Origin of the sequence: Archangium lipolyticum (assembly GCF_024623785.1) — a bacterium.
Classification (GTDB): Bacteria; Myxococcota; Myxococcia; order Myxococcales; family Myxococcaceae; genus Archangium; species Archangium lipolyticum.
In genome coordinates this window covers 250,796-266,216 of record NZ_JANKBZ010000013.1, presented here as the reverse complement: position 1 = coordinate 266,216, position 15,421 = coordinate 250,796, and the positions used below count along the sequence as shown (strand labels likewise).

Here is a 15,421-nt window from a genome sequence, read left to right as displayed (position 1 = left end):
GCCGGAGCGGGTTCAGTTCCACAGCTCCTGTCCACCCACCCAGGTGGCGAGCACGGACAGGTCCGAGCGGAGCAGCGTGAGATCGGCACGGTAGCCCGGCGCCACCCGGCCCACCTGGTCGTCCAGTCCGAGGTAGCTCGCGGGATAGAGCGAGGCCATGCGCAGGCTCTCCTCCAGAGGCAGCTCCAGGAGGTGGACACAGTTGCGCACCGCCGTCGCCATGTCGATGTCGGCTCCGGCCAACGTTCCGTTCTCCGTCACCAGACGGCCATCCCGGCGCAGGATGGTGTGGCCATAGAGCGTGAACGAGGAGGCCTGGGTTCCCACCGGAGGCATGGCGTCGGTGACCAGGAACACCTTGCCGCGCGGCTTGATCTTCAAGAGCATCCGCAGCATCGCCGGGTGGACGTGGATGCCATCGACGATGACGCCGCACCACGCCTCGGTGGACATGAGCGCGGCCACTCCGACACCCGGCTGGCGATTCTGGGCCGGAGGCATGGCGTTGAACATGTGCGTGAAGCCCCGCACGCCCGCCGCCATCGCTTCTCCCGTCCGTTCGTAGGAGGCCGCGGTGTGACCGGCCGAGAGCACCGCGCCCGCCGCGGCGAGCCGCTTGATGAAGGCGTCGTCGACCCGCTCTGGCGCCAGCGTCAACACCATGCGGGCCTTCTTGCTGGCCAACCGCTCCGGCAGGGCCACGAGGAGCTCGAGATCCCTGCTATCGGGCGCGCGGATGAAGCGGGGATCATGCACCCCGGGCCGCTCGCCGCTGATGAAGGGGCCTTCCAGGTGGATGCCGAGCACACCACTGGCGGGATGGGAGAGGGCCTCGAGGACGGCATCGCAGGCCAGGTGCATCCGGCTCTGGTCGTCGGTGATGAAGGTGGGCAGCAGCCCCGTCGTGCCGGAGCGCCGCACGGCCGCCGCGATGGCGAACACCGCCTCGGCCGTGGGCGTCTCGTTGAACAGCACGCCTCCAGCCCCGTTGACCTGGGCGTCGATGAAGCCCGGCACCAGCAGCGCATCCTCGGGCAGACGCTGCTGCTGGGCATCCGCCGGCGCGGACGACTCGGGAACCACGGCGGTGATGCGCCCCTCGTCGACCACCACCGCGTGGCCGTCGAGCATGCGCTCGCCGTCGAAGAGTCTTGCCCCTCTCAAGACGCGTCTCATCACACCGTCTCCGTCACCTTGCGAAGGTGCACGGGCGCGTCGGGATCCAGATCGAGCGCCGCCGCCAACCGGTGCACCGCCATGTAGAAGCTCTGGATCTGGCACAGGGGCGCGATGGCGCTCGGCACCCCGGGGACCGACGGCAGCGGTCTGGCGCCCGGTACATCCAGCACCGAGTGCACCTCCGCGCCCAGCTCCACCATCCGGCGCACGATGCTCCGGGTGCTCTCGGCCGAGTTGTCCTCCTGCCCCAGGGCCAGCACGGGGAAGCCGGGGCGGATGAGGGAGAGCGGACCGTGGCTCACCTCGGCGGTGCTGAAGGCCTCGGCGTGCAGCCGGCAGGTCTCCTTGAGCTTCAGCGCCATCTCGAGGGCCGCGCCGAGCCCGCTCCCGCGCCCGAGCACGAACAGGCTGCGCGCATCGGTGAGCCGCGAGAGCGCCGGCCACCAATCCAGCTCGCGCGCGGCCTCCAGGGCCGCGGGCAACCGCGAGACCGCATCATGCAGCGCCGCCTCTCCCGACCAGTGCGCCACCAGCTGCAGGAACGCGAGGCCGGAGAGGATGTAGGACTTCGTGGCGGCGACGCTCTGCTCGGGACCGGCGCACAGCGGAAAACCAATCTCGCACAGGGCCTTGAGCGGAGAGTCCTCGCTGTTGACGAAGCCGATGACCAGGGCGCCACCAGCGCGGGCCGCCTCCGTGAGCCTCAGCAGGTCCGGGCTGCGGCCGGACTGGGACACGGCGATGAAGAGCGAGTCCCTCAGGTCCAGGCCCCGGGTGTTGTAGACGGACGCCACGCTGGGCCCCACCGAGGCCACGGCCCGCCCCAGCGTGGTCTCGATCAGATACTTGCCGTAACTGGCCGCGTGGTCGGAGCTGCCGCGCGCGCAGGTGACGACGAAGCGCGGAGGCCGCTGGCGCAGCCGCTCACCGAGCTCGGCGAAGGAGCTGGAGCACCGCTGGATCTGCTGACGGGCGACGTCCGCGGACTGGAAGGCCTCGCGCGCCAGGGCGGGAACGGGAGCGGCGGAACCAGGAGCGACGGGAGCGGGATGGGGGCCAGGGTTCATGATCTCACCTCTGTTGCCCGGTCGGGCCGGACAGGTTCAATTCAACGATGAAGTCGTAGGCATCGCCGCGGTAATGGGACCGGACGAACTCCAGGGGGGTGCCGTCCTCCAGCAGGGTCCGGCGCTCGATATAGAGGGCCGCCGCACCTTCCGGCACACCCAGTTGCTCGGCGGGCTCCGCGGTCAGCTTGACCGCCGCCAGGCGCTGCAGGGCCCGGTGGGGCGTGTAGCCCCGGCGCCGCAACGTGTCGTAGAGCGAGCCCTGTACCTCGTGGGGATCCGGCAGGAAACGGGTGGGGATCACCGCCAATTCCAGCGCCATGGGCGTGTCATTGGCCATGCGCAGCCGCTGCAGCCGGCTGACCATGGCCCCCGGGCTGATGCCGAGCGCCAGCGTCTCCTCGGGAGTCGCCACCGAGACCATCCGGTGCAGCCACCTCGAGCTCGCGGACAGCCCGCGCGAACTCATGTCCTCGGAGAAGCTGGTCAGCGTGGACAGCCGCTGCTCCACATAGGGGCCACGGTTCACGAAGGTGCCAGCGCCCTGGCGCTGCTGCAGCAGCCCTTCGTCCAGCAACTCCTTGAGGGCCTTGCGGACCGTGACCCGGGACACCTCGAACCGCTCCGCCAGCTCACGCTCGCTCGGCAGCGCGTCGCGATGACCGAACTTTCCGCTGGAGATCAGCCCCCGCAGATACCGGGCCAGCTGAAGGTAGAGCGGCAGCGGCAGGTCACTCGACAGCGCCTGCTTGTCGAACGCGTCGGCTCCGCTCGGGTGAATCGACATGGCTCCTCCGGATCCTACCGGACCACTGTGATACCAATCTAGTACCATGATACCAATCTAGAACCACGGCGCAAGCGAAATTGAATCTCACTATGTAAGAATTTCCGACTAACCCCCCGGAATCACTGGTTTTTCGCGATGTGTCAACCGTGTATCAAGATGGAATTCCCCGTCTTGCCAGAATGCACGCGAAAAATTCGTTGAAAGCGATGCTCAAAGTGGTATCTTGCGCCAGTCCAATTTAATACCAGTGGGTCCCGAGGGGAGGGCCGCATGGCGAAGGACACGGAGGGGGCTGCTCGCCGGTTCCAGGGGTTGGATACCTGGGGTACCGGAGAGGTCCTCGAAGCGCTGTGGAGCAGTCAATCGCGCGCGGCGGCGGCATGCCTGCCGGCGTTGCCCATGCTCGAGCGCGCCGTGGACGCGGCGATCGCGCGTCTGCCCTCTGGCCAGGGGCGGCTGGTGTACGCCGGGGCTGGCTCCTCGGGCATGCTCGCGGCGCTGGATGCCCTCGAGCTCGGACCGACCTTCGGCTGGCCCACCAGCCGCCTCTCCATCCTGCTGGCCGGGGGGCTGGACCTGGTGCGTGGCATCGATGGTGGCGCCGAGGATGATGAAGGAGCGGGACGCACCCGCGTCCGGGACGCCCGGCTCGGTCCTTCCGATGTGGTACTGGGTGTGTCCGCCAGTGGTGGTAGCGCTTTCACGGTGGGGATCGTGGACGAGGCCCGGCGGCTGGGCGCCCTGACGGTGGCCGTGGCCAACCGGGCGGAGTCGCCGCTGGTGCGTGCCGCGGAGCACGCGGTGGTGGTGGACACGGGCGCGGAGGTCATCGCCGGCTCCACCCGGCTCGGCGCCGGCACGTCGCAGAAGGTGGTCCTCAACCTCTTCTCGACGGCCACCATGGTGGGCCTCGGGCTCGTCTACGACAATCTGATGTGCCACGTGCGGCCGGAGAACGCGAAGCTGCGTCAGCGCTGCACCACCATCATCTCCCGCATCTCCAACGTGGGAGAGGACGTCGCCGCCGACGCCCTCGCCCGTCATGGAGACATCCCCCACGCGGTCCTCGGACTGGCCGGCCTCTCCACCGAGCAGGCCGATGCCGCCCTGAGCCACGCCGGTGGGAACCTGCGCGTCGCGCTCTCGTCGATCGTACCCAATCGGAGGAACGGCTGATGTCCACGCTGAGGCTCGTGTCACCCGTCGCCGGTTGGGCGACCGGTCTGGAAGAAGTACCGGATCCCGCCTTCGCCCAGCGGATGGTGGGAGATGGCATCGCGGTGGATCCGACGTCGCCCGAGCTGCGGGCGCCCTGCGACGGCGTCATCGTCTCGGTGCATGCCTCCCGCCATGCCTGCACGCTCCGCTCGGACAGCGGCGCGGAGATCCTCCTCCATATCGGTGTCGACACGGTGGACCTGCGGGGCGAGGGCTTCACGGTCCGCGTCCGCGAGGGCCAGAGCGTGCGGACGGGGGAGCTGCTGATCTCCTTCGACATGGATCTGCTGGCCCGTAAGGCGCGCAGCCTGGTGACCAGCATGGTGGTGGTCAACGGTGAGGGCTACACGGTCACCGACCGGGTCCAGGACCGCGCGGTGGCGGTCGGAGATCCGCTCCTGTCGATCGCGGGCCAGGCGCCGGTGGCCCAGGTCCTGGTGAGCACCGAGACGGCGGAGCAGCGGGTGCGCCTGCTCATCCCCCACGGCCTCCACGCCCGCCCCTCCGCCGCCTTCTCGCGGCACGCCCGACTGCACGCGGGCACGGTGACGCTGAGCGGCAAGGAGCGATCGGCCAACGGCAAGAGTGTCGTGGCGCTCATGGGGCTCGGCGCCCGTCACGGGGACACGCTGACGATCACCGTGCGCGGCGAGCAGGCCGAGCGCGTGGCGCGGGAGCTGGCGGAGCTGGTGATCAGCGGGCTGGGAGATCCGGTCCACCCCATCGCCGAGCAGCCGGCCGCCGCCGAGCAGACGCGGGCAACCGAGTCCTCCACCCTGCCCTTCGCTCCCGGCACGGAGGTGCTGCTCAAGGGCACCATCGCGGCCCCGGGCATCGCGGTCGGACACGCCGTCAGGGTCGTGGAAGAGCAGCCCGAGCTCTCCGAGAGCGGCCGGGGCGTGGCGGAGGAGCAGCGCCGCCTGGGTGAGGCCCTCGCCAGCGTGCGGCGGGAGCTCGAGGCGCTGGTCGAGAAGGAGGGGGCGGGTTCCGCGGCGCGGACGGAGATCTTCCGGGCCCACCTCTCCCTGCTGGATGACCCGGAGCTCACCGACGCCGCGAGCCAGCAGATCTCCGCGGGCCGGAGCGCCGCGTGGGCGTGGCGGGCGGCGGTCGAGCAGCATGTGAAGGTGCTGCACGACCTGGACGATCCCCTCCTGGCGGAGCGCGTCGGCGATCTGCGCGACATCGGACGCCGCGTCATCGCGCGGCTGACGGGCAAGGGCGGCTCGCGGGTGCCGGCGGAGCTGCCGCGGGACGCCATCCTGGTCGCCGACGAGCTGCTGCCGTCCGACCTGGCGGCGGTGCCTCCGGAGCGGCTGGCCGCGCTCTGTACGGCGCGCGGAGGCCCGACCTCGCATGTGGCCATCCTGGCCGCGGGCATGGGCATTCCGGCGGTGGTGGCGGTCGGCGACGCGGCCCTTCGGGTACCGGATGGAGCGGCGATGATCGTCGACGGTGACCGGGGCGAGACGCGCGTCTTCCCGCCCAACGAGACGCTCGAGGCCACCGTGCACGCCATCGCCGCCCGCACGGCGCGCCGCGAGGCCAACCTGGCGCATGCGCACGAGGGCTGCCGCACGGCGGATGGCGTGCGCATCGAGGTCTTCGCCAACGTGGGCCGTCCTGGCGACGCGGCGGCGGCCACCGCCAAGGGCGCCGAGGGCTGTGGCCTGCTGCGCACCGAGTTCCTGTTCCTGGAGCGCGTCACCGCGCCGAGCGAGGCCGAGCAGGCCGCCCAGTACCAGGAGATCGCCGACGCCATGCGGGGCCATCCGGTGGTCATCCGGACGCTCGACGTCGGAGGCGACAAGCCGCTGGCCTACCTGCCTCTGCCGAAGGAGGAGAACCCGGTGCTCGGCCTGCGAGGCGTGCGCGTCTCGCTGCGCCACCCCGACCTGCTGCGCGCGCAGCTCCGCGCCATCCTGCGGGTCAAGCCGGTGGGCGTCTGCCGCATCCTCGTGCCGATGGTCACCTCCGCCTCCGAGATGCGCGCGGTGCGGGAGATCATCGAGGAGGAGCGCGAGGCGCTGGGCATCACCGAGCGGATCTCCGTCGGGGCGATGATCGAGGTGCCGGTCGCGGCGGTGCTGGCGGACCGGCTGGCGGCCGAGGCGGACTTCCTCTCCATCGGCACGAACGATCTCACGCAGTACGCGCTCGCCATGGATCGCGGCAATCCGCACGTGGCGGCGCAGCTCGACGGCCTGCACCCGGGTGTGCTGCGGCTGGTGGGGCAGGCGGTGGAGGGGGCACGCAAGCACGGGCGCCCGGTGGCGGTGTGCGGTGGAATCGCCTCGGATCCCCGGGCGGCGCCGCTGCTCATCGGTCTGGGCGTGACGGAGCTGTCGGCGACGCCCGCGGTGGTTCCCGATTTGAAGGCATTCATCCGGACGCTCACCCTCCCCCAGTGCGTGGAGGTGGCGCGGACGGCGTTGCGGTTCGAAAGCGGTGACGAAGTACGAGCTCTGGTGACGAGCACCTGGCCGGGCCTGTGAGGGGCCGTTCTCGAGAAAACGGAGGCACAGTCGTGGTGACAAATACCAACAATAAATTCGCGGGAGTGCAGCAACTTGGGCGCGCGCTCATGCTGCCCATCGCCGTCCTACCGATCGCGGGTCTGCTCCTCCGTCTGGGACAGCCGGATCTCCTGAATATTCCCTTCGTCGCGGCCGCTGGTGACGCCATCTTCTCCAACCTCGGACTCCTGTTCGCGGTGGGCGTGGCGGTTGGCTTCGCGAAGGAGAACCACGGTGCCGCCGGACTGGCGGGCGCCGTGGGTTTCTTCATAACGATCAAGGGTGTCGATGCGCTCGTGAATGTGCCGCCGGAGGTGGTGGAGAACCTCACCGGGGCGGCCAAGGACCTGGCCGTCTCGGGTTACAAGGCGCGCCTGGCCTCGAAGATCAGCGTCCCGGTCGGCATCCTGTCCGGCCTGATCGCCGGCACGATGTACAACCGCTTCAAGGACATCAAGCTGCCGGAATACCTGGCGTTCTTCGGTGGCCGGCGCTTCGTGCCGATCATCACCGGCCTGGCCTGTCTGGTGCTCGCGCTGGTGTTTGGCTTTGGCTTCCCCGTCATCGAGGCGGGCCTGGATGGCATCAGCCGCTCGGTGTTCGCCGCGGGCAAGTTCGGCCTGTTCATGTACGGCCTCTTCAACCGCCTGCTGATCGTCACGGGCCTCCACCACATCATCAACAACATCGCCTGGTTCCTCCTGGGCGACTTCAATGGCGTGACGGGTGACCTGAAGCGCTTCTTCGCCGGGGACCCGACGGCCGGCGCGATGATGGCGGGCTTCTTCCCGGTGATGATGTTCGGTCTGCCGGCGGCCTGCCTCGCCATGTACCACGCCGCGCCCAGGCACAACCGCGCCAAGGTGGGCGGTGTGCTGCTGTCCATGGCGCTGACGTCCTTCCTGACGGGCGTCACCGAGCCGATCGAGTTCGCCTTCATGTTCCTGGCGCCGCCGCTCTACCTGCTGCACGCGGTGCTGACCGGTGTGTCGCTCGTCATCATGGACGCGCTGAACGTGAAGCTCGGCTTCGGGTTCTCGGCCGGCCTGTTCGACTACGTGCTCAACTACGGCAAGGCGACCCAGCCCATCCTGCTGCTGCCCGTGGGCGCGGTCTACGGCGGCATCTACTACGGCGTGTTCCGCTACTGCATCGCCCGGTTCAACCTGAAGACGATGGGCCGGGAGGACGAGACGGCGGCCTCCGCCGACGTGGCCATCGGCGATGGCATCTCCGCCCCCGCGCTGGCCCGGGGTGCCGCCTACCTGAAGGCGCTCGGTGGTACCGCCAACGTCCAGGCCGTCGACGCCTGCACCACGCGGCTGCGGCTGACGGTCGCCGACAACAACCGCGTCGATGAGGTGGCGCTCAAGGCGCTCGGTGCGCGCGGCGTCATCCGCCCGGCGGCCGGCAGCGTGCAGGTCATCATCGGGCCCCTCGCCGACCAGGTGGCGGGTGAGGTCCGGGAGGCGATGCAGAGCGCCTCCTCCGCGGCCCCGGCCGCCAGGGATGACAAGTCGCTGGCGCGCGCCATGCTCGCGGCCCTCGGCGGCTCCGCCAACGTGCGAGAGATTGGGACCTGCACCACCCGCCTGCGGCTGATCGTCGTCGACGACAAGCTCGTGGATGAGGTGGCGCTCAAGGGACTCGGGACGCGCGGCGTGGTCAAGCCGGCGGCCGGAGCCGTCCAGGTCATCATCGGGCCCACCGCCGAACGGGTGGCGGACGAGATCCGCTCACTGATGGCGGCCTGACCCCATCAAAAGCTTCCAATCGTGAGCCAGCCTGGGGGATGGGGCAACCCATCCCCGACAGGTATGGGCTGGTGTTGTCTTCAACAACCCCAAACAGCCGTCAACCCCCCGCAGAAGACCGAGGTTCGAACATGAAGTCTCACCGTTTCGCCTCATTCTCCCGTCCGTCCTGTTCCATGCGCTCGCTGACGGCCGCCCTGACCCTCCTGTCCGCTGGCACGGCCAGCGCGGATTCCCTGTCGGACCGGCTGAGCTTCTCGATGTACGGCCGCGTTGGCGTGGCCTGGGCTCCCACCTCCGGTGATTACATCCAGGGCAGGTCGTTGAACCTCACGGGCAACTCCCTGGGTGGCCGCCTCGAGGAGGGCGACTATCTGGAGCCCACCCTCCGGATCCACCTCCTCAAGCCCACGGCGGAGGAGCTGGCGGTAGACAAAGACGCTCCCTATGCCAACGCGGTCATCACCCCGGCGATGTGGGCCAACAACGGCCTGTTCATCGCCCTCACCAGCAACCGGGGCGCCCAGACGCTGACCTTCGAGCTGGGTGAGGCCTACCTCGAGGCGGGCAACATCCTCGCCCCGGGCCTGAAGTTCTGGGCCGGAGCCCGCTACTACCGCGGCACCAACGTGTACCTGGCGGATACCTTCTACTTCAACAACCTCTCCTCGCAGGGCGTGGGTGTCCAGTACGGCGGGCTGGACGTGGCGGTGCTGCTGCAGACGTCCATCAACGGCTCGCAGTACAACTTCGACTCCAACGGTGACGGCGTCCTGGACATCCGGCGCCAGCGCAGCCTCCTGGTCGGCCAGTACAAGCAGCAGTTCGGGTCCGGTCACTACGCCCAGGTGCTCGGCGAGCTGCACGCGCTGCCGGAGACGAAGGCGCGGCTCCCGTCGGACACCACCGTGCTGCCCTCCGACCTCGGCTGGGTGGCGGGCATCAAGGGCTACCTGAACCTCGGCAATGACAGCTTCAACGAGCTCTCGGTGCGCTACGGCAGCCGCATCGCCAACGGCGGCTCGGCTGGATCCCAGTCCTGGGTGACCTTCGGCGCCCCGGCCGCCAACGGCAAGTACGGCAACGCGCGCAGCCTCGAGGTGGTGGAGCACATCCTCTACAACGTCAATCCCCTCCTGAGCCTCAACGGGTACGGCATCCTCCACCTCGGCCAGGGCGCGAGCGGGGCGGCGACGGACAAGTTCATGGACTTCTCCGTGGGCGCTCAGAGCACCCTGTACCTGCACAAGAACTTCCACCTCATGAACGAGGCCAGCTTCCAGGGCGTGCGCGATGGCAGCGACCCGCTCAACACCGCCACCAAGCTGTCGCTCGTGCCGACCCTCGTCCCCACCGGGCAGAGCAGCCCCTTCGCCCGGCCGCACCTGCGTCTGTTCTACACCATCGCCTTCTACAACCAGCAGGCGGTGGACAAGCTCCACTCCCCCTACCTCCAGACCGTCGGTGCCAGCTCCATCGGCCACTTCCTGGGGGCTCGCGTCGAGTGGTGGATCTGAGTCACTCCCGGTAACCGTCTCTGACGTCCCACACCGAAGCTTCGGAAAGACATCATGAAACGATTCCTCATCTCCCTTCCCGTCATGGCCGTCCTCGCCTCTGGCTGTCAGGATCCGGACAAGAATCCCCCCTCGAACGGTGGCTCCACCCCGGAGCTCCCCGCCGAGCTCACGGTCCAGTGGCAGCCCATCGACAACTCGGTGGGCAGCTGGAAGTTCTTCCGCTCCGAGTTCACCCTCGAGAACAAGGGTCCTCGCGAGCTCGGGAACAAGGGGTGGAAGCTCTATTTCAGCATCATCCGGCGCGCGCTGAACGAGGGTGAAGGCGACGAGACCGGCATCCAGAACCTCACGGCGCAGGGCCTCAAGCTCTCGAAGGGCGACGCGGCCGGCAGTGGCGACTATTACGTCCTCGAGCCCCTGCCCGACTTCAAGCCGCTCGCGGTGGGCGACAAGCGCGTCATCAGCGTGCTGTTCCAGGACTGGGCCATCCTGAAGACGGACGCGCCGGCCGGCTTCCACATCACGTTCGAGGGAGAGGGGTTCGACCCCAAGGTCGCCTTCGCCGTGCAGTCGACCGTCAAGATCGACCCGAACGACCCGAAGCAGACCACCCGCTGGGAAGGCGACGTGATGCCGGTCCAGAACCCGGCGCTGCGCTATGACGAGAACCCGTCCCAGCAGGACCTGGACCTCGCGGGACGGCTCCTGCCCACCCCGCGCACGGTCGAGGCCGGTGCCGGACAGGTGACGCTGCGCGGCGGCACCGTCATCGGCTATCCGTCGGCCCTGAAGAACGAGGCCGCCTACCTGTCGTCCGCGCTGGGCGACGTGCTCGCCGGCACGGTCTCGACGCAGGTGGCGAGCGGGAACGAGCAGATCTCCCTGAGCATCGACGCCAACCTCGACATCGACGGGGATGGGGCTCGAGACGCGGAGGGCTACGTCCTCGACGTGAAGGATGGCAAGGTGGCCATCAAGGGCGCGGACGCCGCGGGCGTGTTCTACGGCATCCAGACGCTCCGCCAACTCGTGCCGGTGGAGGCGTACACCGCCGCGGCGCAGATCGCCCAGCGCCGCCCGGAGCTGACGCTGCCGGAGGTGCACATCTCCGACAAGCCGGGCTTCGTCTACCGCGGCATGGCGCTGGACGTGGCGCGCCACTTCCAGACCAAGGAGACGGTCAAGAAGCTGCTCGACGTGCTCGCGCACTACAAGATCAACAAGTTCCACTTCCGCCTGACCGATGACGAGGGCTGGCGCCTGGAGATCCCCGGCATCCCGGAGCTGACGAGCTACGGCGCGCGCCGCGGGTTCGACCCGGCCGAGTCCGAGATGCTCCACGCGGGCCTGGGCTCCAGCAACGACCTGGGGGGCGACGACTTCGTCAGCCTCAAGCCGGGCTCACAGAAGCTGGCCAATGGCAATGAGACCTGGCCGGTCTTCCAGGGCTTCGAGACGGCGACGCTCAACTTCGTGGGCAAGGGCAGCGGCTTCTACACGACGAAGGATTTCGAGGAGATCCTCGCCTACGCCACGGAGCGTCACATCGACGTCATCCCGGAGGTCGACGTGCCGGGCCACGCGCGCGCCGCCGTGATGGCCATGGAGTACCGCTACCGCAAGTACAAGGATTCGGACCCCACGAAGGCCACCGAGTACCGCCTGCGTGACCCCCAGGACACGTCCAAGCACAAGAGTGTGCAGGAATACACGGACAACTTCCTGAACCCTTGCATGGATAGCACGTATGCCTTCCTCACCAAGGTGGCCAATGAGCTCAAGGCCCGCTACGACGCGGTGCCCGGCGCCCGGCTGATGGCCATCCACGGCGGTGGTGACGAGCTCCCGAACCCGGCCTCGAACGTCTGGTGGACGGACTCTCCCCTGTGCAAGAGCAACGCCGAGACGAAGAACCTGACGGACACCCAGCTGTTCAACCACTTCTTCACGAAGTGGAGCCAGATCATCCAAAAGACTGGCACGAAGATGACGGGCTGGGATGACATCATCCACTACGGCCTGCAGCTGGATGGCTTCATTCCCATGCCGTGGAGCAACGTGTGGGGCTGGGGCCGCGAGGACGATGCCTACAAGTACGCCAACCAGGGCTACCAGGTCATCCTCTCCCACTCGACGAACCTCTACATGGACCTGGCGTACAACAAGGATCCGGACGAGCCGGGCTACTACTGGGCCAACTTCGTCGACGAGAAGAAGACCTTCGAGTACCGGCCGTTCGACATCTATGCCAACGCGACCCACGACCGGATGGGCAACCCCCTGGCCCCCTCCGCCATGGAGGGCAAGGTGCGGCTCACCGAGGTGGGCCGCAAGAACATCCTCGGCATGCACGGTCTGCTCTTCGGTGAGAACCTGAAGTCGGAGGGCGTGCTCGAGTACCTCGCCTTCCCGAAGATGCTCGGCGTCGCGGAGCGCGCCTGGAACCCGGAGCTGCCGCCGGTGAGCGAGATGCCCGCGCTCTGGGGCCGCTTCACCAACAGCCTGGGCCAGTACGTGCTGCCGCGTCTGGGTGCCTACCGCGCCGTGGATCTGCGTGACGAAATCCCCAATGGCGTGGGCGTGAACTACCGCATCCCCCTGCCCGGCGCGCGAATCATTGACGGAAAGCTCAACGCGAACGTGCGCTACCCCGGCTTCGCCGTCGAGTACTCCACCAACGGTGGCTCCAGCTGGAAGGTGTACTCGGCGCCCGTGCCCGTCTCGGGCAAGGTCCTGCTCAGGACCCGAGCGAGCGATGGCCGTTACAGCCGCGTTGCCGAGCTCAACTGACCTGGTAATTGGGTGAGTGATAGACGCGCGTGTGAGCCCTTGCGCCTCACACGCGCGTTTCTATTTTGATGCATGAGTCCTTCTCCTCTCGTGTGGAGTAATCCCTACAGATTCCGGGATAACGGGCGAGACCCGGGATAAGTTACAAAAAACAAATCACCGCTTAATCCTCTTGACCCGGATCCGGACCTTTGAGACTCTTTGAGCGCGAACCCGCAAGTGATTGCAGCAAAGAGACACATGCGCGCGGCTCGCCGGGGGGTTCTCTCGAGCAGGTCCCTCTGGACGGTGCCACCGCGGGTCGCGCCATGAACCGTTTTCTTGCAACTGAGAGGTCGAGAATGCGTCGCAACAAGTGGGTCGTCGGCATGGTCGTGTCCGCCCTGTCGCTCGGGGCTTGTGGGCAGGAGACCGGTTCGCCAGAGGCGGAGGGTCCTGGAAGTGTGATGAAGGCGCCCCTCGCCGCCGCCTGGGCGCCGAACACCGCCTATGCCACCGGAGCCCAGGTCACTTACGGAGGCCGGCTCTATCAGTGTCTCCAGGCCCACACCTCCCTGACGGGCTGGGAGCCCCCGAACGTCCCCGCCCTGTGGAAGGACCTGGGCACGTCGTCGGGTGGTGACACCACCGCGCCCACCGTGAACGCGAGCGCCAACTCCACCAGCTTCACCGCCGCCGGCACGCTCACCCTCACCGCCAGCGCCACCGACAACGTCGGTGTGACCAAGGTGGAGATCTTCGAGAACAACACCCTGGTGATCACCGGCTCCAGCTACAGCCGGAGCTTCAGCGGCCCGGCCCAGAACGGTACGTATACCTATACCGTGAGGGCTCATGACGCCGCGGGCAACGTGGGCACCAAGACGGTGACCGTCACGGTGAACATCGTCAGCTCGGGCGGCGACACCATCGCGCCCACCGTGAACGCGAGCGCCAACTCCACCAGCTTCACCGCCGCCGGCACGTTCAGCCTCACCGCCAGCGCCACCGACAACGTCGGCGTGACCAAGGTGGAGATCCTCGAGAACAACACCCTGGTGGCCTCGGGCCCCAGCTACAGCCGGAGCTTCAGCAGCTCGGCCCAGAACGGCACGTACACCTATACGGTGAGGGCCTTCGACGCCGCGGGCAACGTGGGCACCAAGACGGTGACCGTCACGGTGAACATCGGTGGCACGGGCGGTGGCGGCAAGCACCGCATCGCCTACTTCACCGCCTGGGGCATCTACGGCCGCAACTACCAGGTCTCCAACATCCCGGCCGCCAAGCTCACGCACATCAACTACGCCTTCTCCAACGTCTCGCCGGATGGCAAGTGCATCCTCGGCGACCCCTTCGCCGACATCGACAAGGCCGGTGGTTGGGCGGGCGAGTGGGACGCGGGTCAGCTGCGCGGCAACTTCCGCGCCCTCAAGGAGCTCAAGAAGACCCACCCGCACCTCAAGCTGCTCATCTCCGTGGGTGGCTGGAGCTGGTCCAAGTACTTCTCGCAGGTGGCCGCCACCGCGGCTTCCCGTCAGGCCTTCGCGAAGTCCTGCGTGGACCTGTACATCAAGGGTCAGTACCCCGGTGTGGATCCGGTCAACGGCGCTGGCGTCTTCGACGGCATCGACATCGACTGGGAGTACCCCACGGGCGGCGGCCTGCCCGACAACATCAGCAGCCCCGCGGACAAGCAGAACTACACGCTGCTGATGCAGGAGTTCCGCAACCAGCTCAACGCCGTCACCGCGAGCACCGGCAAGCCGTACCTGCTCACCATCGCGTCCCTGGCCTCTCCTGACGGCCTGGTGAACAAGCAGGAGACGAAGAACCTGTCGAACATCCTCGACTGGATCAACGTCATGACCTACGACTACCACGGCGCCTTCGAGAGCACGACGAACTTCCAGTCGGCGCTCTACGCCGTCCCCGGCGACCCGGCCGCGAGCACCGGCTTCTGGAGCGACGCGACCGTGTCCAAGATGCTCGAGCTGGGCGTGCCGGCGAACAAGATCGTCCTGGGCGTGCCCTTCTACGGCCGCGGCTGGGGCAACGTGCCGAACATCAACAACGGTCTCTTCCAGAGCGGCGTGCCCACCAAGGGCACCTGGGATGACGGCCAGTCCGGTCTGACGGGCGTGTTCGACTACAAGGATCTCAAGAACAACTACGAGCGCGCCGGCTCCGGGTACACCAAGTACTTCCACCCGCAGGCGCAGGAGGCCTACGTCTACAACCCCTCGACGAAGATCTGGATCGCCTACGACGATGTGCAGTCCATGAACGCCAAGGCGAACTACATCCTGAGCAAGGGCCTGGGTGGTGCGATGGCCTGGGAGCTGAGCTCGGATGATGGCTCGCTGGTGGACGCGCTGTACCAGAAGCTGAAGTAGCCCCCTGGTCCGGCCACGCAGAGCACGCGCGTGGCCGGACTTCCAAGCATGAGCGGTAGTCGCAGCACCTGACCGGTGGGGACGAAGGCGTCCCTGCCGGTGCCGGTATTGCCGTGGCCGAGGGGCGGGACTCGTCAGGGTCCGGGATTGGGGCTCGAACCTGGAGAGTCCCGCCCCCCGCAGGCCGGCGTACCGGGGATGAGAACCCCCCT

9 protein-coding genes are annotated in these 15,421 nt (G+C 67.9%); 6 read left to right on the top strand and 3 right to left on the bottom strand.

The window, feature by feature from the left end:
• Positions 1–12 precede the first annotated feature (12 nt).
• The 3 genes from nagA to NR810_RS27240 are packed head-to-tail and all read right to left on the bottom strand — an operon-like array spanning position 13 to position 3,033.
• The gene (gene nagA / locus NR810_RS27250; RefSeq protein ID WP_257456608.1) at positions 13–1,176 is read right to left on the bottom strand and encodes an N-acetylglucosamine-6-phosphate deacetylase; all 1,164 of its coding nucleotides are present in this window, start codon (positions 1,174–1,176) and stop codon (positions 13–15) included.
• Complete coding sequence (locus NR810_RS27245) at positions 1,176–2,246, bottom strand: SIS domain-containing protein (RefSeq protein WP_257456599.1); 1,071 nt, start codon at positions 2,244–2,246, stop codon at positions 1,176–1,178. Before NR810_RS27245 ends, nagA begins: the two co-directional genes overlap by 1 nt.
• Before the next feature lie 4 nt (positions 2,247–2,250).
• Positions 2,251–3,033 carry a GntR family transcriptional regulator gene (locus NR810_RS27240; RefSeq protein ID WP_257456598.1) on the bottom strand — a complete coding sequence of 261 codons (783 nt, stop codon included), beginning with the start codon at positions 3,031–3,033 and terminating at the stop codon, positions 2,251–2,253.
• Positions 3,034–3,306: 273 nt separating this feature from the next.
• Between NR810_RS27240 and NR810_RS27235 the strand changes: the two genes are divergently transcribed.
• The 6 genes from NR810_RS27235 (at position 3,307) to NR810_RS27210 (ending at position 15,209) form a co-directional block, all read left to right on the top strand.
• A complete protein-coding gene (locus NR810_RS27235) occupies positions 3,307–4,212 on the top strand; it encodes an N-acetylmuramic acid 6-phosphate etherase (RefSeq protein ID WP_257456596.1) in 906 nt (301 codons plus the stop codon).
• Positions 4,212–6,749: a phosphoenolpyruvate--protein phosphotransferase gene (gene ptsP / locus NR810_RS27230; protein WP_257456594.1), complete on the top strand. Its 2,538-nt coding sequence runs from the start codon at positions 4,212–4,214 to the stop codon at positions 6,747–6,749. The genes NR810_RS27235 and ptsP overlap by 1 nt, the downstream gene beginning before the upstream one ends.
• 32 nt (positions 6,750–6,781) lie before the next feature.
• Positions 6,782–8,524, top strand: a complete 1,743-nt coding sequence (nagE, locus tag NR810_RS27225; protein WP_257456592.1) for an N-acetylglucosamine-specific PTS transporter subunit IIBC — start codon at positions 6,782–6,784, stop codon at positions 8,522–8,524.
• A 131-nt stretch (positions 8,525–8,655) separates the two neighbouring features.
• Positions 8,656–10,041 (top strand): carbohydrate porin, encoded by a 1,386-nt coding sequence (locus tag NR810_RS27220; RefSeq protein WP_257456591.1) that lies wholly within the window; start codon positions 8,656–8,658, stop codon positions 10,039–10,041.
• A gap of 54 nt (positions 10,042–10,095) precedes the next feature.
• Positions 10,096–12,834 (top strand): family 20 glycosylhydrolase, encoded by a 2,739-nt coding sequence (locus NR810_RS27215; protein ID WP_257456590.1) that lies wholly within the window; start codon positions 10,096–10,098, stop codon positions 12,832–12,834.
• 341 nt (positions 12,835–13,175) lie between these two features.
• Positions 13,176–15,209: a glycosyl hydrolase family 18 protein gene (locus tag NR810_RS27210; protein WP_257456588.1), complete on the top strand. Its 2,034-nt coding sequence runs from the start codon at positions 13,176–13,178 to the stop codon at positions 15,207–15,209.
• The last annotated feature ends 212 nt before the right edge of the window (positions 15,210–15,421 follow it).